At 35.6% G+C, this 22,695-nt stretch carries 22 protein-coding genes; 14 read left to right on the top strand and 8 right to left on the bottom strand.

Features of this window, described 5'->3' with window-relative positions; all coding sequences use genetic code 11:
* The first annotated feature begins 1 nt into the window (after nucleotide 1).
* The 4 genes from JIV24_RS15085 to JIV24_RS15100 all read left to right on the top strand — a co-directional run bounded on the left by JIV24_RS15085 (nucleotide 2) and on the right by JIV24_RS15100 (nucleotide 3,529).
* Nucleotides 2-757, top strand: a complete 756-nt coding sequence (locus JIV24_RS15085; protein WP_200465896.1) for a succinate dehydrogenase/fumarate reductase iron-sulfur subunit — start codon at nucleotides 2-4, stop codon at nucleotides 755-757.
* A gap of 156 nt (nucleotides 758-913) precedes the next feature.
* Nucleotides 914-1,423 carry a leucine-rich repeat domain-containing protein gene (locus JIV24_RS15090; protein ID WP_200465897.1) on the top strand — a complete coding sequence of 170 codons (510 nt, stop codon included), beginning with the start codon at nucleotides 914-916 and terminating at the stop codon, nucleotides 1,421-1,423.
* Between the two features lie 39 nt (nucleotides 1,424-1,462).
* Entirely contained in the window at nucleotides 1,463-2,527 is a 1,065-nt protein-coding gene (locus JIV24_RS15095; RefSeq protein ID WP_200465898.1) for an InlB B-repeat-containing protein, read from the top strand.
* Between the two features lie 303 nt (nucleotides 2,528-2,830).
* Nucleotides 2,831-3,529 carry a hypothetical protein gene (locus JIV24_RS15100; RefSeq protein ID WP_200465899.1) on the top strand — a complete coding sequence of 233 codons (699 nt, stop codon included), beginning with the start codon at nucleotides 2,831-2,833 and terminating at the stop codon, nucleotides 3,527-3,529.
* Here the strand turns inward: JIV24_RS15100 and JIV24_RS15105 are convergent.
* From JIV24_RS15105 to JIV24_RS15115, 3 genes are read right to left on the bottom strand one after another with little or no spacing between them, the layout of a single operon-like run.
* Nucleotides 3,523-4,440: a CPBP family intramembrane glutamic endopeptidase gene (locus JIV24_RS15105; RefSeq protein ID WP_200465900.1), complete on the bottom strand. Its 918-nt coding sequence runs from the start codon at nucleotides 4,438-4,440 to the stop codon at nucleotides 3,523-3,525. The genes JIV24_RS15100 and JIV24_RS15105 overlap by 7 nt on opposite strands.
* Before the next feature lie 35 nt (nucleotides 4,441-4,475).
* Nucleotides 4,476-5,507, bottom strand: coding sequence for a PEGA domain-containing protein (locus JIV24_RS15110; RefSeq protein WP_200465901.1), 1,032 nt, complete (start codon nucleotides 5,505-5,507; stop codon nucleotides 4,476-4,478).
* 59 nt (nucleotides 5,508-5,566) lie between these two features.
* Nucleotides 5,567-6,673, bottom strand: coding sequence for a glycosyltransferase (locus JIV24_RS15115; protein ID WP_200465902.1), 1,107 nt, complete (start codon nucleotides 6,671-6,673; stop codon nucleotides 5,567-5,569).
* Nucleotides 6,674-6,785: 112 nt separating this feature from the next.
* Between JIV24_RS15115 and JIV24_RS15120 the strand changes: the two genes are divergently transcribed.
* From JIV24_RS15120 to upp, 5 genes are all read left to right on the top strand, one after another.
* The gene (locus tag JIV24_RS15120) at nucleotides 6,786-7,736 is read left to right on the top strand and encodes a hypothetical protein (protein ID WP_200465903.1); all 951 of its coding nucleotides are present in this window, start codon (nucleotides 6,786-6,788) and stop codon (nucleotides 7,734-7,736) included.
* A 136-nt stretch (nucleotides 7,737-7,872) separates the two neighbouring features.
* Nucleotides 7,873-9,108, top strand: coding sequence for a lipopolysaccharide biosynthesis protein (locus JIV24_RS15125; RefSeq protein WP_200465904.1), 1,236 nt, complete (start codon nucleotides 7,873-7,875; stop codon nucleotides 9,106-9,108).
* Nucleotides 9,101-10,219, top strand: coding sequence for a CapA family protein (locus tag JIV24_RS15130; RefSeq protein ID WP_200465905.1), 1,119 nt, complete (start codon nucleotides 9,101-9,103; stop codon nucleotides 10,217-10,219). Before JIV24_RS15125 ends, JIV24_RS15130 begins: the two co-directional genes overlap by 8 nt.
* A 6-nt stretch (nucleotides 10,220-10,225) precedes the next feature.
* Nucleotides 10,226-11,767, top strand: coding sequence for an asparagine synthase C-terminal domain-containing protein (locus JIV24_RS15135; protein WP_200465906.1), 1,542 nt, complete (start codon nucleotides 10,226-10,228; stop codon nucleotides 11,765-11,767).
* Nucleotides 11,768-12,114: 347 nt separating this feature from the next.
* Nucleotides 12,115-12,768, top strand: a complete 654-nt coding sequence (upp, locus tag JIV24_RS15140) for a uracil phosphoribosyltransferase (protein ID WP_200465907.1) — start codon at nucleotides 12,115-12,117, stop codon at nucleotides 12,766-12,768.
* On the opposite strand, the gene folK is transcribed toward upp, so the two are convergent.
* The gene (folK, locus tag JIV24_RS15145; protein ID WP_200465908.1) at nucleotides 12,765-13,256 is read right to left on the bottom strand and encodes a 2-amino-4-hydroxy-6-hydroxymethyldihydropteridine diphosphokinase; all 492 of its coding nucleotides are present in this window, start codon (nucleotides 13,254-13,256) and stop codon (nucleotides 12,765-12,767) included. The genes upp and folK overlap by 4 nt on opposite strands.
* A gap of 149 nt (nucleotides 13,257-13,405) precedes the next feature.
* On the opposite strand from folK, the gene sppA reads away from it, so the two are divergent.
* From sppA to JIV24_RS15160, 3 genes are all read left to right on the top strand, one after another.
* Nucleotides 13,406-15,166, top strand: a complete 1,761-nt coding sequence (sppA, locus tag JIV24_RS15150; RefSeq protein WP_200465909.1) for a signal peptide peptidase SppA — start codon at nucleotides 13,406-13,408, stop codon at nucleotides 15,164-15,166.
* A 69-nt stretch (nucleotides 15,167-15,235) separates the two neighbouring features.
* Nucleotides 15,236-16,276 carry a tetraacyldisaccharide 4'-kinase gene (lpxK, locus tag JIV24_RS15155; RefSeq protein ID WP_200465910.1) on the top strand — a complete coding sequence of 347 codons (1,041 nt, stop codon included), beginning with the start codon at nucleotides 15,236-15,238 and terminating at the stop codon, nucleotides 16,274-16,276.
* Nucleotides 16,248-17,060, top strand: a complete 813-nt coding sequence (locus JIV24_RS15160; protein WP_200465911.1) for a purine-nucleoside phosphorylase — start codon at nucleotides 16,248-16,250, stop codon at nucleotides 17,058-17,060. The genes lpxK and JIV24_RS15160 overlap by 29 nt, the downstream gene beginning before the upstream one ends.
* Before the next feature lie 201 nt (nucleotides 17,061-17,261).
* Here the strand turns inward: JIV24_RS15160 and JIV24_RS15165 are convergent, their stop codons facing one another.
* Nucleotides 17,262-18,254 carry an NAD-dependent epimerase/dehydratase family protein gene (locus JIV24_RS15165; protein ID WP_200465912.1) on the bottom strand — a complete coding sequence of 331 codons (993 nt, stop codon included), beginning with the start codon at nucleotides 18,252-18,254 and terminating at the stop codon, nucleotides 17,262-17,264.
* A gap of 9 nt (nucleotides 18,255-18,263) precedes the next feature.
* Entirely contained in the window at nucleotides 18,264-18,668 is a 405-nt protein-coding gene (locus JIV24_RS15170; RefSeq protein WP_200465913.1) for an OsmC family protein, read from the bottom strand.
* A gap of 230 nt (nucleotides 18,669-18,898) precedes the next feature.
* On the opposite strand from JIV24_RS15170, the gene JIV24_RS15175 reads away from it, so the two are divergent.
* Entirely contained in the window at nucleotides 18,899-19,507 is a 609-nt protein-coding gene (locus JIV24_RS15175) for a riboflavin synthase (protein WP_200465914.1), read from the top strand.
* 119 nt (nucleotides 19,508-19,626) lie between these two features.
* Here JIV24_RS15175 and JIV24_RS15180 read toward each other — a convergent pair whose 3' ends face one another.
* Nucleotides 19,627-20,442, bottom strand: a complete 816-nt coding sequence (locus JIV24_RS15180) for a purine-nucleoside phosphorylase (RefSeq protein WP_200465915.1) — start codon at nucleotides 20,440-20,442, stop codon at nucleotides 19,627-19,629.
* A gap of 56 nt (nucleotides 20,443-20,498) precedes the next feature.
* Nucleotides 20,499-21,170, bottom strand: coding sequence for a hypothetical protein (locus tag JIV24_RS15185; protein ID WP_200465916.1), 672 nt, complete (start codon nucleotides 21,168-21,170; stop codon nucleotides 20,499-20,501).
* Nucleotides 21,171-21,260: 90 nt separating this feature from the next.
* Between JIV24_RS15185 and JIV24_RS15190 the strand changes: the two genes are divergently transcribed.
* Nucleotides 21,261-22,664 carry a S41 family peptidase gene (locus tag JIV24_RS15190; RefSeq protein ID WP_200465917.1) on the top strand — a complete coding sequence of 468 codons (1,404 nt, stop codon included), beginning with the start codon at nucleotides 21,261-21,263 and terminating at the stop codon, nucleotides 22,662-22,664.
* Nucleotides 22,665-22,695 lie beyond the last annotated feature (31 nt).

Consider the following 22,695-nt stretch of genomic DNA (forward strand, 5'->3'; position numbering starts at 1 on the left):
AATGGAAAATAATATAAGTTTGACTCTAAAGGTTTGGCGTCAGAACGGACCTAAGGATAAAGGTCGTTTTGAGACTTACAAATTAGAGACAGTTTCAGTAGATAGTTCTTTTCTTGAAATGATGGACGTGCTTAATGAGCAGTTGATTAACGAAGGAAAAGAGCCTGTAGCTTTCGATCACGATTGTCGCGAAGGTATTTGCGGTATGTGTTCCTTATACATCAATGGTCGTCCTCACGGACCGGATGATGATGTAACAACGTGTCAGTTACACATGCGTAAATTCAAAGATGGTGAAACAATCACTATCGAACCATGGCGTTCAGCTGGTTTCCCGGTTATCAAAGATTTAATTGTGAACCGTAACGCATTTGATACAATTATTGCTTCTGGTGGTTATACATCAATAAGCACTGGTGGTGTACCTGATGCTAACGCAATTCCAATTTCAAAAATTGATGCTGATGAAGCAATGGATGCAGCATCGTGTATTGGTTGTGGTGCTTGCGTGGCAACGTGTAAAAATGGTTCGGCCATGTTGTTTGTTTCAGCTAAAGTAAGTCACTTGGCTTTGTTACCTCAAGGGCAAGTTGAAGCAGCTCGCAGAGCTAAAAACATGGTGGCGAAAATGGATGAGCTAGGTTTTGGTAACTGTACCAACACCGGAGCTTGTGAAGTTGAATGTCCAAAAGGTGTTTCTATTTCAAACATTGCACGTTTGAATCGCGAATTTTTAAAAGCGAAGTTGGCAGACTAAATTTAGTTTATGCAATAGGTATAAAGGCCGCTTTGACAAGCGGCCTTTTTTTGTTGATAAGAGTACTGATTTGCGTATTGAATATTGTTGATATTAAGTTAGATAAGGTTTAACTTAGCTTTGATAGAACCTAATAACAAACTAATAACAGATCAGATGAAAAAAATTTACTCAATTCAAATCGTATTGCTATTTCTAATGCCATTTGCAAGTGCAGCCCAGAATATAGATTTTCCTGATGCTAAATTTAAGCAAGCTTTACTTGGATTAGCAGGTTTGGATACCAATGATGATGGAGAAATAAGTGTTGCTGAGGCGGGCAGTTATGTTCTTCCCATTAATATCAATAACAAGAATATTTCGGATGTCACAGGGATAGAATATTTCACAGGACTTACGAACTTGCAATGCAGCGATAATCAGCTAGAAAGCATTGATGTTAGTAATAATCTGCAATTGTTGATGTTGATTTGCCAATCGAATCAATTGACAAGTATAGATATAAGTGCCAACGTAGCATTGACCTATTTAGACTGCTCAGATAATGATATTGCGTCAATAGATATTGGTGTTAACTCTTCAATTAACCCTTTAAATTGCGGACAAAACAGATTGGTATTTTCGGAGATATATGATATAAGGGTAGCTTATCCTTCATTTTTCTAAATCTCAAATAAAACTGTTTATGATACTCAAAGCGAGCTTATGGGATATGTATTAGATTGGTCTTCTGAAGCTTTGTTTAATGGTGTTGAAACTGAATTTATTTGGTATAACCACGGCAGTGGAATACCTGCGACAGCAGAGCAAATTGAAAGCTTAGGGAATGGTCAGTTTAGGTTTTTGGAAGAAGGCAGTTATTATTGTACCATGACAAATGATTTTTTCCCAGGAACGACTTTAACTTCCGAAGTTATTAATATTGGCGAAGGTTTTACAGTGACTTTTCTTGATTGGGACGGCGCTGTACTTAAAACGGAACAGGTGGTTAGTGGAGGAGCTGCTACTGCGCCCGCAAATCCTTCTCGAACTGGATATACATTTACAGGCTGGGATGTTCCATTTAATAATATTACCGATAATTTGACAGTTAATGCTGTTTATACCATCAATCAGTATGCAGTTACTTTTGTAGATTGGGATGGGAGCGAGCTTAAAACAGAAGATGTTAATTATGGTGGAGCTGCAACAGCTCCTGCGGAACCTACAAGGACTGGCTATACCTTTACAGGCTGGGATGTTTCATTCAATAACATTATCGCAACGTTAATAGTAACTGCAGAATATGAAATCATTGAATACACTGTTGAATACAGAAATATGGATGGGGCATCAAATGCTTCAGGAAATCCAGATAGCTATACCATTGAAACAGCAATTATGACTTTAGAAGCGCCTACAAAATCTGGTTTCACCTTTGATGGGTGGTTTGAGGATGAATTGTTGACTCAGGAAGTAACAACTATTGCCAGAGGAGCCATTGGAAACTTGGTTCTTTGGGCCAAATGGACGGTAGTTACAGCTGTTGATAATTCGAAAAAAACTGAAGTTGAAATTTATCCAATGCCAATTGAGAATGAGCTTAATATTTCAGGTGCTGAGAATGTTTATACCAAAGGAGCACTCTATAGTTTATCCGGCAAGATGGTTAAGCAGTTTAACATTAACGAATCGTTAAAAACAATTAGTATGGTAAACCTCGAAAAAGGTGTTTATATTCTTCGCCTATCAGGTAAAAACACTATTACTAAGAAGGTTGTAAAACGATAATTTATTAATGTTGTTTTGAAAGATTAATACTAAGAAGTTAGACTTTTTTAGAAAGAGCTGTTCCTTATGGAATGGTTCTTTTTTTATTTTTATCCAACTGATTTTAAGAAAATAGTAACCTTTATTGAAATAATCCGTTTTTATGAACGAATGTTTCTTCCTGATGAACAGCTAAGTTTGACGGATGAATGAATTAATGTTAAAAATTGGAAATAGTAAAGTGGTTGATCTGTTGATATTTGTTAATAGAAGTTATTTTTTCTACTTTTAGATGCGAACAGGTCTCTTTTAATCGAAAACAACATGCCATATCGTCGCCTCCCCAATACAGATCAGGCTCGTTTGCGGGCTTTAAAGGCTGCTCTTCAAAAGGGTATGCAGCTTAGTCCGTTTGATTTAGCGTATAGTCAAAAGCTTTTTTTAGAGCTGCAATCATTTTTACCTCAATACGAACAGGCAATTTCACAATATAATTTTAGTAAGGAACGACAGGCAAAATACGGTAAATTGTTAGGCGACCAATTTAAAGTGACACGCTTGTATGTCTCTCATTTTATTCAGGTTTTAAATTTCTGTATAATCCGTGGCGAAATTAAACCAGAAGCACGTAAATTATATGGTTTTGATATTGATGAGAAGTCTGTGCCTGAGCTGGGTACGGAACAGCAATTGCTACAGATAGGTAAGCAGGTGGTTGAAGGAGAAGAGAAAAGAGGAATGATGGGTGGTTCTCGAATTTATAATCCATCTATTGCCATGGTGAAAATAAAGTATGAAAAGTTTGTTGAGTATTTTAACAATCACAAAAACCTGCTGGTAACAACTCAGAAAATGCACGAAAAAGTTACCGATTTGAGAGCTGCAGCAGATCGAATTGTGCTTAATATCTGGAATGACATTGAAGCTCACTTTGATAAACTAGAAGGTGAGGAAAAAAGATTGAAGTGCGCCAATTATGGTGTAGTGTACCTTTTGCGCAAGCACGAAAAAGAACCTCAATAGGCATTCGTTTTGCTTGGTGTTTGAAGACTTATATGCTTTATTGCATATAATCCACCAATAATAACCAAAAGACTAATGACAACTCCAAAACCAAAAGGATTCTCAGATGGTATGTCTAAAGGCGAATGTTCTTCATTGTTCGACATTACTATATAAGCAATAATGGCCATGAAGTTATTCGTAAAGTGAGCTATTATGGCCAGCCATAAATTTCCGGAAAAGATAAATATATAACCTAAGATTATGCCTAGCAAAAAGCGTGGCAAAAATGTTAGAAACTGCATATGCACGGCACTGAAAATAATAGCCGTGAGAAATATGGCAATGTGCTTATTGTTAATCCAATCGCCCAGATAACGTTGAAGCAATCCTCGAAAAAGCCATTCTTCACCAATAGCCGGCAAAATGCTCATCATAAGAACAGTAATGAATATTTGAAACCAATTATCTGACCGTATCAGTGTTTTTGTAAGTTCTGCTGTTTCATTTTCCTTCTTCGACATCCAATCCATTATGTACTGCATGGATTCAGGAAATTGTAATTGATGATTGAGCCATCCCGAATACGTGATAAAAGCTTGCGCTATAAATATTAACGAAATAGTAATGATTGCTGTTTGAATTGAAATTGTTCCTTCACCTTTTATTCCAATATTAAAGTTTTTGAAAAAAAAGTAGAAGGCTAGTAATGATGGTATGATAAAAAGGCTAATGCTCTGTATTATTTGAAAGGATTGCATAAAGGTAATGTTGCTTTGCAGTTCTTCCATCGATGTCATATCAACATCAAATATAGGTTTGGCTATTAAGCTCATTACTAATGTAGAAATTGAAACGCAGAATAGTATGCTTGTAAATAATACAACTAATTTAGCAATGGGAGTTAAGTTACTAAGGCTTCCTTGATTCATTTCGATTCATTTTTCTGTAAAAATAACCAATCTCATCAGAATGCAATGCGAATGCCCACCCAACCACTTGCTGAACTAAAGCTGTTGTATTTTTGCTCCCATAAATCTATTGTTTCAATGTATTCTTCATCATCATACATGCCAAATTCAAATTCTGCAAAAAATTGAAAGTGAGGACTCGGTTTAATACTTAATCCACCACCAAGCGTTACAAAAGTAATGTTCTCGCTACCATATGAGTTAAGTGGTTCAAATGTGCGCGATACCAAGCCGCCTTTGGCATAAAAAGCTACTTTATCAAGATCCAGCGGCAAAACACCTTCGAAACCAAATCCTTTTATTTCAGATTCCTTATTTGATTCGCCCCATAAACGCAGGTAACCAAATAAATCGGCACCATAGCGGTATGAAGTTCCTTTTGCTCCATTGCTGCCAATCATGGTGTAAATGCCAAAGGTGCCAAAGCCACTTGGTACATTACCTGCTGTTTCTTCAGTATATTGATCCGTATTGTTTGTTGAGAATCCATTGTTGACAGGTGTGCTATAGGGTCGATTATTAGTCGGATAACTTTGACTAAAGTTATGGTTGACTAACAATGGTAATTGCTCATCAACAATAAAATTATCTTGCCAGGATGAACCTTCAATGCTTACTAGTTTAATCAAGTTAGGACCACATGGAATAGCAATATTTGTTAACGGAGTTGTACCTACCTTTTGATTGTTGATATAAACATGAGCGCCTTCGGGTTGGGAGATAATATTGGCAGTTCCTGTTTTCGTCACCAGATCGAAATGGTAGCTTAACATTCGGCCCGGTAGGCAATGAATGACGGTATCGATAGATTGATAGTTATGTTTTTCAATCTTGATGCTGTATAGAATGGGTTTATAATCACTAAAAACAGCAGGTGATTGTTTTGTGGCATCCGGAAAATCAACCAATTGCACATTAGCCGATGATGGTTCGGTGGTAATTCGAAAACTTCCTTTGTTTTCTTTTTCCTGACTAAATGAATTAATGGTGAAAAATATCACCAGAAAGGTTAAGGTTAATTTGTTCATACGAATGATTGTTAGGTGTTAGTATGACAAATGGGGGGAAGAAAATACGTACTATTGTTTTAATTCGTCTTTAAAATGGAGATAAGCTTATGGCTTTCATCTTCCCAATTGACATATTTGCGTGCTGATAATGCATTTTCATGCCATTCTTTTAATTGAGAAGGATTGTTGATGATTTTATTGATGGCCTTAGCTATGTTTTGTGGTTCAATATTGTCTATCGTTGTTCCAAATTTATATTCATTTATAAATTTCTCAATTTCTGGAAAATTAATTCCAAGCATAGGTAGTCCTGCATGAAGCGAATCAAATAAACGGTTGGGTAAAGCATAGTAATTGTTTAAACCCATGTCTTCTAATAGAGCAATACCCAAATCTGCGTTTGCCGTATATGATGCGACCTTGTCAAAAGGAACTTTACCTGTCATTAGAACTTTATCACCTAAGGGATCTGAAAGCTTTTTTAATTCTTCAAATATGTCACCACTACCAACAATGATGAGTTGTGCTTCTTCAATAAAATTCATGGCTTGAACGAGTTCTCTAAGGGCACGCCCATTGTTAACAGCGCCTTGGTATAAAATTGTAAACAAACGCTGTTTGCTTGTTATTGAAGTTTCTTTAATTTCTCTTTTGGCACTTGGCGCATTTCTGATGATAAGAAAATCTTTATTGTATTTGTTTTTGTAGATATCTGCAATGGGTTGGCAAACAGTTATTCCAATGTCAACTAAAGGAATAAAAAACTTCTCGGCCAGCTTCCAAATTGCTTTAATCCATGGTTTTTTATTTATCTCTGGAGATTCAGGAAAGTATTCATGGCTATCAAAAATAAGCTTCGATTGTTTAAAAAGCTTCGCTAAGCCACAGCCAACCAGTGTATCTAAATCAATAGAAATAATTAGGTTGGTTTTATGAAAAAGCAAGAAAAAGAAAATACGTAAATTATAAATGAGGTAAAACAAAGCACTACTTTGCCAGATCGTGTTTAAATAGTGAACTTTGTTCGTACCCTTAAAAGGTAAGTGGTTTGATTTAATGCGACAAACAAATTCACACTGATAACCTGCCTGTTCAAGTGATTTTGATAACTTGTGTAGACGGTGGTCTGTGGCAAGCTCGCTGGTGGTTAGTATTGTGGCTTTTCTTTTAATTGAGACTTTCAATTGTTACCTTTTTATTTAAGAACGTTTAAATTTCATCATTATTTTTGTATCGATTATAAAAAAATAGCAATAATATATGATGACTTGCCGTTTTGAATAGCAATTGGATGTTATGGATTTTAGATTATTAGAAAGAGATGAGATTGATGATGAGAAATGGGATGGTTGTATAGAAAAATCCATCAATGAAACTCCGTTAGCTTACACATCAAATCTAGATATTATTTGTACCAACTGGCAAGGTGTTGTTATTGATGATTATTCATTAGTAATACCATTGCCAATAGTTAAGAGGCTGGGCTATCAATTAGTTCAAATGCCACCAGAAATTCAAAATTTTGGTGCATTTTATCACAATCCTAAATATGATTTCAATTTAGAATTAATATTTAAAAAATACTTATCTAAATCATTTAAATTTATTTCATATTCATTCGTTTATCAAAATAAGTTGTCATCCGAAGGTAGTAGGCAAAGGAGAACACATTATTTATTTCTAGGCCAACCATATGAAGCTATAAAGTGCAGATATGAGGCGCGACACAGAAGTAATATAAAGAAATTTGAGAAAGAGACTTTGAAAATTTACGAAGGAAAAGATCCTTCAGAATTATTTCGTATTCGTAATAAAATGTCTAGAAGCAATAGTGCACTTAAAATAGGCAATCAAACACGTAATTTGTTATCGCAATTAATACATAAGACAATTAAAGAAGGAAATGGAACTTTAATATATGTAGAAAAAGATGGAGAAGTAATTTCAGGTGGTTTTTTTATTAAAGGGAGAAAACGAGATGTATTTCTTCTTTCTGTTTCGTTAAAGAAAGGCAAAGAGATAAAAGCGTCATTTGGGGTTGTTGATTATTATATCAAAAAGATGAGTGGTCAAGATCGGATCTTAGATTTGTGTGGTTCAGACATTGAAGGTATTGCGCTGTTCCTTAGGGGATTTGGAGCTGAGTCAGTAGGTTATTGCCAGTACGAAAGAAATAATTTGCCTTGGTTCCTCAAGCTTGTTAAAAGGTATAATTTATACAAGAAACTGAAAGATATACTCTCTTGAAATATTTAGAATCTTTAAAAGAATTTATTTCTGATATTATGGTTTTTTTGTTTTGCAGGCGTCAACTTACTTATGTTTTTCTACCTGATAAATTGAATTGTTAATGCTAAGTAAATATATTTCAAATAGTCTACAATTGATTAAAGGAAGTGGAATAGCTCAATTGATGAGCATTTGTGCATTGCCGCTTTTTACTAGGTTGTATACTTCAAGTTTGCTAGGTGATTATTTTCTCTATGTTGCCATTGCAACTTTGTTATCTGTTGGGTTGTCCCTTCAATCACATTTAACTATTGTTTTAGCTAAGACAAAAGACGAAGCACAAGAGAATTGCTTTTTTGCTCTTGTTATTAATGCGATCACTCATTCTGGATTATATTTTTTACTTTTTCTTATTGGCTGGTTATTGCCTTTTATAAAGCCGGAGCTTGAAATTCCAAAGTTAGTATACTTGTATCCATTAGGCTCTTTCTTATTATCATTACAATTAATATTTGAAGGATATTTAAATTATAACTCAAGTTATAAGGTAATGAGTAAGGGGCGGATTTTAAGAGTTAGCCTGATGCTTGTTATACAGATATTGACTGTATGGTTATTTGGACCCACTATTAACACATTAATCCTTGGTCATCTGGCAGGGGTTCTATCAGTTTTGGTATATATATACATATGTACAAATCCATTTCCAGATTCTAAACCTTATAGTGGAATAGCTAAGTTTAAAAATACATATAAAGATATACTGGTTTATAATACAGGTATTTCTTTGATTAATTCTGCATCAAACCAGTTACCATTGTTAATAATTAAAATACTATTTGGTGCCGAAGCTGTAGGTTATTATGGTATGGCTTTAAGGATATTTTCAACACCTTTAAATTTGGTAGGGCAAAATATTGGAATTGTTTTTTATAAAAAATGTGCTGAACGTTTAAATAAAGGGAATAATTTACGAGTCTTGTTAAAGAGTACAATTGTTACTCTTGTGAAATTTGGTGTTATCCCTTTAGTATTGCTAATGTTGTTTTCAAAACCTATTTTAGTTTTGGTTTTGGGTTCAGAGTGGGGAATTTCAGGTCAACTTATACAATACTTATCTCCTTGGTTGTTTCTCATGTATATTAGTTCTTCGGTTTCGTATTTAATTACAGTATTAAAACTTCAAAAATTAATGTTAGTTTATGAAGGATTTTTATTGATATTTAGAATTACTGTATTGATGTTAGGGTATTACGTTTTTAATAGTTTTCATATTTCAGTAGGTGGCATTAGTTCAGTTGGGTTTATTTTTAATGTTTTCTTTGTATATCTTCTTTGGAGCTTTGTTAAGAAATACGACAGAGGATTAAAGAGTAATTTATATGAATAATCTTGTTTTTACAGGTGATGTTTGTTTTAATGGACATTTTATTGATGAATTTGGAAATGGAAGGATTAATTTTGATGAAAGCCTAAAAGCAATTATTCAAAATAGTTCAGGGGTGATATATAATTTGGAAGCACCAATTGTAAAACCAGATTTCAAGGTTAGGAATAATCAGAAGGCTAACTTAACGAATCCTGAAAATTTATTTTCATTGTTACCCAGAGCTAACAGAACGATGTATAATCTAGCTAATAATCATTCCTTTGATTATGGAATAGATGGCCTGCTTCATACGATGAATTGTTTGAAAAAAAATGAATTACATTTCTTAGGTGTAGGATTAAGTCATGATAAATTATATAAAAAGGTTGTATTAGAACTTGACGACAAGAAAGTACACGTTTATGCATTTTCAATTAATGAGGGTGATTCTGTAAGAAAAAATAAAGGAGGAGTGATTACTGATAAATTGCTCAAGCAATTAAGAAATGAATTTAATATGATTCCTCATGAAGATGTAATAATTTTAAATTCTCATATTGGCGAAGAGTATACGTTACTACCTTCTCCAACTAAAAGGAAGCTATTCAAATCACTAGCTAAATCAAGTCGGGTTGATGTTATTATATCGCATCATCCACATACCCCACAGGGTTTTGAATACTATAATGACACTCTAATTTGTTATTCTTTAGGAAATTTTGTTTTTGATTATGATTCGCATAAGTATTATCCTTATACTGATAAAGGAATGGTTCTTGAACTAAATTTTGATAAAGAAAAGGTTGTGCCATCATTTTACATTGTTAAAATAAACTCTACAAATTACAGTTTGAGGTTATTGCAGTTTTCATCATTACGCTTAAAAGATAAGCTAAATAATTTCACTAATTACAGAGTAAATTGGCGAAGAGAGTGTCACCGGATAATGTATAATCGTAAGAACTTGCCTCATGGGTATAGTCAAGTTGAATTAAAACATAAGTCCATTATAAAACTCGTGTTAAGCTATAGGTTTTATTGCAAAGTGATTGCTTTGATTAAAGATCCTTATAATCGTTCCGTATATTGGAATGCCTTTTGGGAGAAAAATTTTAAAAATAATTCAAATTAGTTAGAGATGGAAATTAAAACCATTCTTTCATCTTTCGAGACAAATGGAAATATTTTTGTAAAAGGGTACTTGTTTCACAATGGGGAATATGTAGAACAAAAAGAAATTATTTCACATATAGAACAGTCAGTAAATAAAGAAAAGTTTTTTGAGCAACTAGATGGTTCATTTAGTATTGTTATTACTTATCCAGATAAAGTTGACTGCTATGTTAGTTTTGATCAGTTTAATTCAGTTTACTTTCAAAGAAAAAATGATTTGTTGATCATTTCTGATCGAATTAGTGTATTCAGAGAGTGTGAAAAAGATAAACAATCCACAGAGGAATTAAAATCTTTTGGTTTTGTTTTAGGGAGTAAAACATTGTATAATGAGGTCTTTCATGCATGTGGAGGATACCATACCGTGATTGATAAGGAAGGAGTTAAGAAAAAAAAGATTTTTACATATGCGATAAAAAAGCAGCAGTTATTATCGAGTAGTTTTCAGGTGCTTAAAGCTGAATGTAAAAGTGTTTTCGAGCGTGTATTTGATAAAATGATTACCTCTCTGAATGGTAGGACGGCAATAGTTCCGCTAAGTGGAGGGTATGATTCACGATTAATTTTGGCAGCACTTATTAAAAATAAATATCCAAATATAATCACCTTTACATATGGTAAGCCTGATTGTGCAGATGTAAAGATAGCCAAAATAATTGCTAAGGCTCTTGGTGTCGAATGGCATTATATAGAATATTCTGATGGATGCTTTGAATCTGAATTATGGAAAAAGAATGTATTAACGTATGTTAAGCAAAATTTTAATGGGATAGCTTCTGTGCATTTACACGAGGTGTATGCTATATCGCATCTTAAAGAAAAGCGATTAATACCTGAAGATTCCGTAATAATTCCAGGCCATTCCGGAGACTTTTTAGGAGGTAGTCAGTTTATAAAGGTTATTCCCCGGAGAATCAAAAGAAAGAATATTGCCAAGTACTATATTGAAAATAAATCGAATCTAACTAAGTTGAAATCTCAAATAAAGAGGAAGGCAATATCTGAGTTTGAAAAAAAAGTTAGACAATCCGATAAAGACTGTTTACCATATAGTATTTTTGAGGATATTGATTGTGAAGAAAAACTGACCAAGTTTACTTTAGGTTCTTCACACGTATTCGATTTTCTTGATTATTCTGTAAGATTCCCGTTTTGGGATAAGTTAATGTTAGATTTTTTTAAGAAGTTACCTATTGAGCTTAAACTGAACAAATTGCTTTATGATTCAGTGTGTGAAGAATATTTTTTTAAACCATTAGGAATCGTTTTCGAAAAAGAACTAAATCCAACTTTGTTTGATTATCAGTTATATAGCGTAAAAGAATTAATAAAAAAGATATTGCCATGTTTTATAAGAAGAAAATTAATACTAAAAAACGATACAGTTAATTATTTAGCAATTACGAAACCTTTAGTGGAGCACATGCAAAAAAATACCAAGCAATTTAAGTATCCTTGCACTGAACTGAATGCTATTGCTGCGCGATACATAGCTGACTTCTTATAGTAATATTTCTGGATAGAAAGGTTCTTTGGTGATTCGTTTTAATGTAAAAAGTGTAATAGTTTTATTTGGAAAAAGAGCAGGGGTTTAAACAAATCATTATAAATATGATGTACGTATGGTATTCCATTTTACCTCATAAACAGAAAGCGTAGAAGGAATATAATAATGTGAACGTACCTGTTGCAGTAGGCATTCATAATACTGTTTTTAGCATACCATTGCATCAGTGTTTAACAGACTATGAAGTTGAGTTTGTTATTAAAACACTCAATGAATTTCAAACCAGTGCTGTTTCATAACACTGATTTTCTCCCCATTTTTTATTTACTTTGCACCAAAATTATCCAATGCAAACAACAATATTCAACCAACAGCAAAGTATTTTTAATCGCTTTATTGCAGAAATTCGTGATACGTCGATTCAGACGGATCCGATGCGTTTTCGCCGTAATATTGAGCGAATGGGGGAGATTATGGCTTATGAGATTAGTAAGGTGTTGCCACATGAGGTGAAGGATGTGAAGACACCGCTTGGGATTGCCCAGGAAAACGTGATGACTGAAGAGCCGGTGATTGCCTCTATCTTGCGAGCAGGATTGCCAATGCACCAAGGTCTTTTAAACTATTTCGATAGGGCTGAGAATGCTTTTGTATCGGCTTACCGCAAGTACAATGAGAAAGGCGATTTCGATATTCATATTGAGTATATCTCATCTCCGTCGTTGGATGATAAAGTGGTCATCTTAAGCGACCCAATGTTGGCGACTGGGACGTCTATTGAGTTAGCCTATAAAGCTTTATTGGTGAAAGGAAAGCCTAAGCATGTGCATATTGCATCACTTATAGCCAGCGAAGCAGGTGTTCAGTATGTGCAGAATATGTTTAAAGATGAACCAGTAACACTATGGTTAGGCGCTGTTGATGCCGAGCTTAGTTCAAAATCATATATAATTCCAGGTATTGGTGATGCTGGTGACTTAGCCTACGGTAGTAAAATCTAAATAGTTAATGCACGCACCATACCATTATCATTACAATGTGAATTTAATGTGCGGATGGATTGGTTATAAACCGGGTGTATAAAGTCTGCCCAATGTTCCATAAGTGGCAACAGTGTAAAACGGCGTTTGTGCAAATGCTGATGAGGAACAATTAATCGAGGTAGGTTTATTTGTTCATCATTAATAAATAATATATCGATATCAATAGGCCGGGATTCATACTGAGTTCCGGTTTTTTCTTTTCTCCCCAATTCTTTTTCTATTTTTTGTGTAAAATCTAGTAGTTCGATAGGCTCTAGGTTTGAGCGGAACTCAACAACCATATTGATGAAGTTTTGCGACGCTTCAAAGCCCCATGCTTCGCTCTCATAATAGGATGATTCAATAATAGGTGCACCCAGTTGTTGCGATAATAATTCAATACTCGTTTTGAGTGATGAAATAACATTCCCCTGATTACCACCTAACAATAATATTTGTCTATTCATGCTAAAATTTAACTATTTGCAAATAAAAACCGACCAATTGGTTCATTATATTTGCAACTGATTTTTAAGGTTTAATTGTAAGTATTTTTTAATACTTTTGTTTTAATGCTGTTGAACGTTTCAACACTACTAAACTCAATTCTATCATTATGGTGAAATTTTTCAAATACCTACTTGCTACTTTCGCCGGAGGCATTGTAGCTGCGCTTGTATTGTTAGTCCTTCTGATTGGCATGTTTTCAGCTATGGCTGCTCTAGGCGATAAAGAAACAAAGATAAGTGAAAATACCATCCTATTATTGGATTTGAATGGTCCTGTTGTTGACAGGGTTATTGACGATCCACTGGCTGATGCTTTTTCATCCATTACCGGAGACCCATCTCCTGAAGGACTTAATCGACTGTTGAAGAATATTGAAAAAGCCAAGCGCGATGAAAATATCTCCGGTATTGTGCTTGAGTCGGGTATGATGATGGCTGGTTATGCTACCATTGAGGAAATCAGAAACGCTTTAATTGATTTTAAAACATCAGGAAAATTCATTTATAGTTTTGCACCAATTTACACGCAAAAAGCCTATTACCTGGCATCGGTGGCTGATAAGGTGTATTTGAATCCGTCGGGTATGTTGGAGCTAAAAGGGATGTATGCCGAGCGTACTTTCTTTAAAAAGGCATTGGAGAAAATTGGTGTAGAGGTGCAGGTATTTAAGCACGGTAAGTTCAAGTCGGCAGTTGAGCCATTTTTATTGGAAGAAATGAGTGAGCCATCTAAGTTGCAGACTAAAGTTTATCTTAATTCAATGTGGGACCATGTAAAAGCAGGCATTGCCGAAGCACGTGGATTAACACCTGAGAAAGTATCAGAATTAGCAGATGGCATGCCAATGTTTAACTCAGATGAATTATTGATTGAATCGGGGTTGATTGATGGTTTAAAATATAAAGATGAGGTAATAAATGAGCTTAAAAAGCTGGTTGGTGTTGATGAAGGCGATGATCTTGAAGCGGTAAAAAGTAGTAAATATGCCAAGGTTTATGTTTCCAATGGTAAAGGTTTTATCAGAGAGAAAATTGCAGTAATATATGCCGAAGGTGATATTGATGGTACATCGTCAGATGGTATAAAATCTGATAAGTTATCAAAAACCATCCGAAAAGCACGTCGTGATAGTTCGATTAAAGCCATCGTGTTCCGTGTTAATTCACCTGGTGGTTCAGCTCTTGGATCAGAAATTATTTGGCGCGAAGTTGAACTGGCACAAAAAGTGAAGCCAGTAATTGTCTCAATGGGTAATTACGCTGCATCAGGTGGCTATTATATTTCTTGTGCGGCAGATAAGATTGTTGCCAACCCTACTACATTGACTGGTTCAATCGGAATTTTTGGGATGATACCAAATGCTGAAGGATTAACCAAAAAGCTAGGTGTAAGCTTCGATGGCGTTAAAACCAACGAATTTGCCGATATGCCTAGTATCACCCGTCCTTTCCGTAAGGAAGAGCGGGAATTGTTACAAGCATACATTGTCAAAGGCTATGATACGTTTATTGGTCGTTGTGCCGATGGACGCGAAACAACTAAGGAGGCTATTGATGAAATTGGACAAGGCCGTGTGTGGAGTGGTGTAAATGCAATTGATATTAATTTGGTTGACGAAATTGGCGGATTAAACAAAGCGATTGAATTGGCTAAAGAAGCGGCTGAATTAGACGAATATCGAATGGTAGAATTACCTAAAGCGATTGATCCTATTGAACAATTTATGAAAGAATTGAGTGGAGAAGCACGTATGTTTGTTGGTAAATCGCTTATGGGAGAAGAGTATAAGTATATTCAAACACTTGAAAATCTGAAGAACGGTTATCAAATCCAGGCCCGAATACCTTATAATCTTGAAATAAAATAGTAGACTAGAAAATATTACTGGCAGCTTGCCTTCGGGCAGGCTGTTTTTGTGTCAGTATAATATAATTAAATGAACTTACGAAAACTGTTATATCCATTTACCTTGCTTTATAGCTTCATTACTTTCCTCCGAAATAAATGTTTTGATTGGGGATTTTTGAAAGCACAAAGCTATACAGTTCCAATTATCTCTATAGGTAATATAACAGTTGGAGGAACTGGCAAAACGCCTTTGACAGAGTATATTATCCGAATTTTAACACACGACTATAAACTATCCTTATTGAGTCGGGGTTATAAACGTAAAACCAAAGGGGCACTGCTGGCCAATAAGAGTAGTACTGCTGAAACCATTGGTGATGAGCCTTTTCAGATGAAGAGTAAGTTTCCTGAGTTGAATGTGACGGTGGCTGAGAAAAGGGTGGAAGGAATGGAGATGATTCTGAAAAACACACAAACCGATGTGGTACTAATGGATGATGCCTATCAACACCGTTATGTGAAACCTGGATTTTCATTATTGGTGATTGATTATAACCGTCCGTTATGGAATGATTGTCCGTTTCCTGCCGGTGACTTAAGAGAGCATAAAAGCGGTCAAAAACGAGCCGATATAATTGTTGTCAATAAATGTCCTGAAAGTTTTTCGGAAACAGATAAAGCTGAATGGATGCATCGCTTAAGGCTTAGGGCTCATCAGGAGGTGTTTTTTACGAGCGTTGATTACGATTTGCCAAAGCCTGTAATGAAGCATGATAAAAAGAGCTTTCCGGGCGGGATGCCAACCATAGCTATTGCTGGTATTGCCAAACCCGAAGGTTTTTTCAAACATGTAAGTGGCAAATATAAGACTGAGCAGCAACTGACATTTCCTGATCATCATCATTTTACCCAGAAGGATATGCAAGATATCGTGCAAAAGGTTGCTGATAATGATGCCAGAGCTATTATTACCACTGAGAAAGATGCTGTACGATTTGAAAATCTGCCAGAAGAAATAAAAGCTTTAAGTTGGTTTATCCCTATCCGGCTAAAAGTGCTTTTTAATGAAGAAAAACAATTTGAAAATAGAATACGCAACTATGTTAGAAACAATTCAGATAACAGCTGATTACCTGATTAATCAAACCACATTAAAACCGGTTGTTGGTATTATTCTAGGAACTGGTCTTGGAGGATTAGTTGAGGAGATTGAAATAGAAAAATCAATTTCATATGAAGAAATACCAAATTTCCCAGTATCGACGGTCGAAGGTCACAGCGGGCGATTAATATTTGGTACTATAAATAATACGCCAATTTTGGCAATGCAGGGTCGATTTCATTATTATGAAGGTTACGACATGAAAGAGGTCACTTTCCCGGTTCGAGTAATGAAACAAATGGGTATTGAAACCTTATTTGTATCCAATGCCAGTGGAGGGCTTAATCCTGATTATGTAGTTGGTGATATCATGGTGATTAACGACCATATTAATATGTTTGGTGATAATCCGCTTATTGGTAGAAATAATAATAAGCTTGGACCTCGTTTTCCTGATATGAGCGAGCCATATAGTAAGCGATTAATTGCTGAAGCGCTTATGATTGGAAATGACAATGGCATCGACCTTAAGCAAGGGGTTTATGTAGGCACAACAGGTCCTACGTTTGAAACACCTGCCGAATATAAGATGTTTAGAATACTTGGTGCAGATGCTGTGGGCATGTCAACCGTACCTGAAGTGATTGTGGCCCGACATATGGATATGCAATGCTTTGGTATCTCAATTATCACCGATTCAGGTGTTCCGGGCCAAATAGTTGAAGTGTCGCACGAAGAAGTGCAGGAAGTGGCTGCAGCTGCAGAACCTAAAATGACGATGGTAATCAAAGAATTGCTTGGTAGAATTTGAACAAATTGAGTAATAAAATAATGGGCAATTAGTACGATACTGATTGCCCTTTTTTGGTGACTATCTAGGAAGTATTGAAATCAATCGACCCGATTTGTAATCGGGATATTTTATAGAGCCATCTTAAGAATGTTTTAACCTCAGGTCGACAAGCTCAGGGAGTGGTATTTGTAAGTTTATGTTCTGTGCCTGCTAAAGTGATTATCGCATCTTATAATCAGCTACATTTGTCAACGACTCTTCTATTGAATAGAATGAAAGGTTAAATGCGTGTTTTACTTTCTCATTCGAATATTTTGATTGATTCTGTGACGTGCGAGCTGTTTCTTTAGTCATTTTAGGTTCTTTACCCCACAGCATATATTTCAATCGTTCCAGTCGCCAGGCAATACCCGTAAGAGCTCTGTTGGCCTTAATACTAGGGGCTTTAACGCCAAAAACACTGGCGGAGGTTTGCATCAACTGCTTATATTTCAGGTTCTCACCATTAATAATAAAGCGTTCGTTAACATGTTCTGAATTGGAAATAGCAATCATGGCGTTAACCACATCGCGAACATCAACAAAACCGGTTCCACCACCTGTGTAGAAGGTCATATTTTTACTTAGTGTACTTATTAGCTGACCTGAGCTTTTAGTTTCATGGCATGGGCCAATTATTACCGATGGGTTGACTATAAAGGCATTTAATCCTTCCTTGATGCCTCGCCATACCTCCATCTCAGCTCTAAACTTACTTTGTGAATATACCGAGTGGTTATCATCATTCTGCCAAAATGATGATTCGTCAATCAACTCTCCATTCTGTGATTTGCCAAGTGTAGCTATTGAGCTGACATGGCAGAATTTATCGATTTCACATTCAATGGCTGCATTCACCAGATTGGCTGTTCCCTCAACATTAACATGAAACATGCTGCTTCTGTCACTGGGTTTAAATGATACCATAGCTGCGCAGTGATATATACATGTCACTTCTTTTAATGCATCCGTTAATAGAAAATAATCCATGAGATCGCCTTGCAGCCACTCTATCTTCTCGAAGCCATTAATGTTGTAATATGTAAAAATATCCTTAACAGCTTGCTTGCTGTTTTCGGTTCGAAAAAGAACACGTACTTGTTCGCCCTGTTCTATCAATTTACAAAGCAAGTGTGAGCCAACCAGTCCGGTGCCTCCGGTAACAAGAATCATAGAGTCGATTTACCAGTTAAATTTAATGGTTTGCTTAAGGTCAGGATGAACACTTAATGGAACAGGGCTGGTGCCAGCTACACTCTCAATCAATTCTTTTTCTTCCTGGCTATAGTCATTCTGAGGAAAGTTAAATTCAATAATAACTTCGGCAACACGACGAGGGTTTTCTGCCATTATTTTAGTGATATCCAGTTCAGTACCCTCTATGTCAATATTGTTATCCATGGCTTTAATGCCCATTATGGTCATAATGCAATTACCCAAAGCCGTAGCCAGCATGTCAGTAGGCGAAAATGATTCGCCTTTGCCACGATTATCGCAAGGAGCATCGGTAATTATTTTGGCACCCGATTGAAGGTGTGTATTTTCGGTGCGAAGGCCACCCAGGTATTTGGTTTTTACTGTTGTCATGGCATTAATTTAAGACATAAGACTTAAGATAAAAGACACTAGATGTGACTTAATGTTCAAAGGCTGAAAATACAAATAATATTAGGTGTTACGAAGTATTGTTGGCTGAAACAGCTCATTAGTTATGTATCTATGTTTTAAATCATAAGTTCTGTCACAATAGGTCTAAATTATTTGGTATTTTAGCGGTTCAGATAATCAGATAGTTTCTAACATAAAAGAGCTTTAAAATGTTTTCAGGTATTGTAGAAGAAGCCGCTGTGGTAGTAGGCTTAGAGCAAGATAAGGGAAATCTTCATTTAACATTGGAGTGTTCATTTACCGATGAGCTAAAAATCGATCAGAGTATCGCTCATAATGGTGTTTGTTTGACTGTTGTAAAGAAAGAAGGAAAGGCATACACGGTTACAGCCATCAAAGAGACGCTTGAGAAATCAAATCTTGGGATTTTGAACATTGGCGATAAGGTTAATTTGGAGCGTAGCATGATTATGAATGGCCGTTTAGATGGGCACATTGTACAAGGTCATGTTGATCAAACTGCTAAATGTATTGAGGTAAAAGAAGCTGATGGTAGTTGGTATTATACTTTCCAATATGTGATTGACAAAGAAAAAGCTGCCGAAGGATACATGACTGTTGAGAAAGGTTCTGTAACAGTGAATGGTGTTAGCTTAACAGTTGTGAATAGTAAAGATGACCAATTTTCGGTGGCGATAATTCCTTACACGCACGAATTTACCAACTTTCACCAGTTAGAGGTTGGTTCTACAATCAATGTTGAATTTGATATACTAGGGAAATATATTAGTCGTATTATGGCTATCCAGAATAAGTAATCATTACTCTGAGAGTAGAAAAAACGAAGGTCGCATCCTGCAAGTCTAATTGACTCATAGCTGCGACCTTTTTTTTATATATATCCAAAACACGATCGTTCTGAATTTTTCTAAATCAGCTATAGCTGAGCGATAGTTCTCTTAAAGATTTTAATCAATCCTTTTTCGGCTTCAGCGGCCACATCCAATATTTCTTGCAAACTCACCGGATGCAAATTATTAGGATCGCATTCATCCGTCAACACAGAAACAGCAGCACAAGGTAAACCCATGTGATTGGCTACAATCACTTCAGGCACTGTTGACATGCCAACGGCATCGCCTCCAATAATTTTAATGTAACGGTATTCGGCTCGGGTTTCAAGGTTTGGCCCGGGTACAGATGCATATACACCTTCGTGCAATTGCACATTTTCTTCTTGCGCAGCTTTTTTAAGTAATTGATTAAGGTGTTTATCAAATGGCTGACTCATATCCGGAAATCGTGGCCCCATCTCATCAATATTTTTTCCGGTTAAGGGGTTTTCAGGAAGCAAGCTGATGTGATCATCCAAAAGCATCAGGGTGCCTTTTTTATAAGCTAAATTTACAGCACCGGCCGCATTAGAAATTAAAAGATGTTCGATACCCAATAGTTTCATTACTCTGACCGGAAGTGTAATTTGCTGCATATTATAGCCTTCGTAGTAATGAAAACGACCCTGCATGGCCAATACTTGCTTACCTTCTAATTCGCCGTATATGAGCTTGCCCTTGTGCGATTCAACCGTTGAAACCGGGAAGTTCGGGATTTTAGCATAATCAATTTCTTTAATAATTGAGATGTCATTTACTAAACCCCCTAATCCAGTGCCCAGTATTATTCCAATTTGTGGTTTATCAATGCCTTGTGATTTAATAAAATCAGCAGTGGCGCTTATCTGTTCGTAAGTCATTATTGTATTGTTTTTGTTTCAAAGGTATATGGCTGAGGCCAGAACATCAAAAATAGCTAGCGATTAATAAGTCCAATAAAGAAATCACCCATCAACATGTTTTTTATTTTGACCGGGAGGTTCGGGATATTATCTAAATGCGCTTTTATGGCTTCTCCCCAAGCAATAGAGCCATTTCGTTTTTTCATGAAAATATCAAAGGCAAAATAACCAATGTCTCTTACTGCTAATCCAAACCAATGGTATAGATCATGATAGGATTCTGGATGGATATGGGTGGTGCTAATTTCATCGTACCAACGATCCAATTCATCCGTGTTGATGTTTCGAATTGGCTTACACTTTTTGAAAATGATTCTTATTTCATCCCAATTAGGTTCCGAATTTAAATCCGCATCAAGGAAGTATTTCACTATACCTTCTTCAAATGATTGATGCACAGCATTATTAAGTATAAACAAGAGCAAAGGCCATTGTTTTATCTGATAGTCTGTCCATACAATGCACCCCTTCGTGGAAACTTGTTTGCCGTTTTTAAAAGGATAATCATCGCCAAAAAACAAGCTTTTAGTCCATGAGATTGATGCTTTAGGTAACTGTCGTTTTATCGGTTTTAATAGATGAGGAGCCTTGAGCTTTATTGTATTAACAAGCTCAGTGTTTTGTTTTACCTCAGAATTGTTTGGCAATGATTTCTGACCTGCAGGCCATATTATATAGTGCTCCATTGTTCAGGCGATTCTATATCTAATATATTTCAGCAATATTATTTATTTTTAGTAGTTTTAAATATCGTAAACTATTCAAAATCTAAATGCATGAAGAACTTTAAAGTTTTCAACATAGCCTTTACTCTTTTAATGTTAACGGTCATTGCGGCCTGCAATGATGATGATAAGCCAGAACCGAAAAAAGAAGAAAGTCTCGTTCCTAAGGAAGTGCAGGAGATCAATCAATTTGTATGGGAGGGAATGGATTTCGCCTATTTTTGGAATACATCGATGCCCGAAGTTGATTACGAATGGGAAGAGGATACTTACGAATTATTTGATAAGCTATTGTTTACAAGTGTTGATCGGTGGTCGTTTCTTACCGATGATGTTGATGCGTTGAACAATTATTTCTCTGGCATCAGTAAATCTATGGGCCATTCCATTCGTTTGTTTCGACTTACTGAAGGTTCAGATGATTTAGTTGGCTTTATTGAGTATGTTGAACCTGGTTCTCCCGCCGATTTAGCAGGAGGGATATATCGGGGAAGAATGTTTCATAAGATCGATGGCACCAAACTATCAATCTCAAATTATTCTAATCTTCTTAATCAGGATGACTATACCATGACCTTTGGTCTTTTGAATCAAGATCTGACAATTACTGATGAAACACCATCTGTCAATATAGCTGCAGTAGAATGGCAGAGCAATCCTATTTTAATGAGCAAAGTTATTGATCATGGTGGTTCTAAAGTAGGCTATCTTGTTTACACCTCGTTTGTTGATGATTACAATGATGAGCTGGAAGCTGTTTTTGCTGATTTTAAGAACCAGGGTGTAGATAATTTAGTGCTTGATTTGCGTTATAATAGTGGTGGTTCAGTTAATTCAGCAATTTTATTAAGTAGTATGATTGCACCTGCAGACAAAGTTGGTGATGTTCTGCTTCGAACCAATTATAATGATAATTTAAAGGACTATTTTGATCTGAAATATCCGAATGAAACAGACCTATACATTGATCGTATTATTGAGAATTCTAATAACCTGAATCTGGATAAAGTGGCAATATTATCAACCTTTAAAACGGCATCTGCCAGTGAAATGGTGATTTATGGTCTCGATCCACACATGGAGGTTATACACATAGGTGAGCAAACACATGGTAAATATTATGGTTCTATAACTTTAAGCGATCCGGATGAGAAACATAAATGGGCAATGCAACCGATTGTTATGCGTGCAGAGAACAAAACGAATTCTATAAGCTACAATGAGGGCTTAATTCCAAACCCAGAAAGAATTGACTTTATTGATGCAAATGAGATGTTTGAATTGGGTAATGTAAATGAGGATTTTCTGGCAGTGGCTTTAACTAGTTTAACTGGCGTAGCACCTGCTAAAGCACAATTAAAAGCTGCAAAAAGAATTATATCAGATCCTGTAAATGTAGAAGCAAATATTGGACATCCATTAAAATACGATATGCAATACAACTTTAAAAAATAACCATGAAAATACATTAAGGCTATCTATTCTG

It is taken from the genome of Carboxylicivirga marina (assembly GCF_016612505.1).
Lineage (GTDB): Bacteria > Bacteroidota > Bacteroidia > Bacteroidales > Marinilabiliaceae > Carboxylicivirga > Carboxylicivirga marina.

Excerpts from the sequence above, each read along its gene's own strand:
- sppA (WP_200465909.1), top strand. The coding sequence starts at position 13,406 with ATGGTGAAATTTTTCAAATACCTACTTGCTACTTTCGCCGGAGGCATT.
- JIV24_RS15185 (WP_200465916.1), bottom strand. The coding sequence starts at position 21,170 with ATGGAGCACTATATAATATGGCCTGCAGGTCAGAAATCATTGCCAAAC.
- JIV24_RS15160 (WP_200465911.1), top strand. The coding sequence starts at position 16,248 with ATGTTAGAAACAATTCAGATAACAGCTGATTACCTGATTAATCAAACC.
- JIV24_RS15180 (WP_200465915.1), bottom strand. The coding sequence starts at position 20,442 with ATGACTTACGAACAGATAAGCGCCACTGCTGATTTTATTAAATCACAA.
- JIV24_RS15120 (WP_200465903.1), top strand. The coding sequence starts at position 6,786 with ATGGATTTTAGATTATTAGAAAGAGATGAGATTGATGATGAGAAATGG.
- JIV24_RS15175 (WP_200465914.1), top strand. The coding sequence starts at position 18,899 with ATGTTTTCAGGTATTGTAGAAGAAGCCGCTGTGGTAGTAGGCTTAGAG.
- JIV24_RS15130 (WP_200465905.1), top strand. The coding sequence starts at position 9,101 with ATGAATAATCTTGTTTTTACAGGTGATGTTTGTTTTAATGGACATTTT.
- JIV24_RS15170 (WP_200465913.1), bottom strand. The coding sequence starts at position 18,668 with ATGACAACAGTAAAAACCAAATACCTGGGTGGCCTTCGCACCGAAAAT.
- JIV24_RS15135 (WP_200465906.1), top strand. The coding sequence starts at position 10,226 with ATGGAAATTAAAACCATTCTTTCATCTTTCGAGACAAATGGAAATATT.
- JIV24_RS15105 (WP_200465900.1), bottom strand. The coding sequence starts at position 4,440 with ATGAATCAAGGAAGCCTTAGTAACTTAACTCCCATTGCTAAATTAGTT.
- JIV24_RS15110 (WP_200465901.1), bottom strand. The coding sequence starts at position 5,507 with ATGAACAAATTAACCTTAACCTTTCTGGTGATATTTTTCACCATTAAT.
- lpxK (WP_200465910.1), top strand. The coding sequence starts at position 15,236 with ATGAACTTACGAAAACTGTTATATCCATTTACCTTGCTTTATAGCTTC.
- upp (WP_200465907.1), top strand. The coding sequence starts at position 12,115 with ATGCAAACAACAATATTCAACCAACAGCAAAGTATTTTTAATCGCTTT.
- JIV24_RS15190 (WP_200465917.1), top strand. The coding sequence starts at position 21,261 with ATGAAGAACTTTAAAGTTTTCAACATAGCCTTTACTCTTTTAATGTTA.
- JIV24_RS15090 (WP_200465897.1), top strand. The coding sequence starts at position 914 with ATGAAAAAAATTTACTCAATTCAAATCGTATTGCTATTTCTAATGCCA.
- JIV24_RS15100 (WP_200465899.1), top strand. The coding sequence starts at position 2,831 with ATGCCATATCGTCGCCTCCCCAATACAGATCAGGCTCGTTTGCGGGCT.
- folK (WP_200465908.1), bottom strand. The coding sequence starts at position 13,256 with ATGAATAGACAAATATTATTGTTAGGTGGTAATCAGGGGAATGTTATT.
- JIV24_RS15095 (WP_200465898.1), top strand. The coding sequence starts at position 1,463 with ATGGGATATGTATTAGATTGGTCTTCTGAAGCTTTGTTTAATGGTGTT.
- JIV24_RS15165 (WP_200465912.1), bottom strand. The coding sequence starts at position 18,254 with ATGATTCTTGTTACCGGAGGCACCGGACTGGTTGGCTCACACTTGCTT.
- JIV24_RS15085 (WP_200465896.1), top strand. The coding sequence starts at position 2 with ATGGAAAATAATATAAGTTTGACTCTAAAGGTTTGGCGTCAGAACGGA.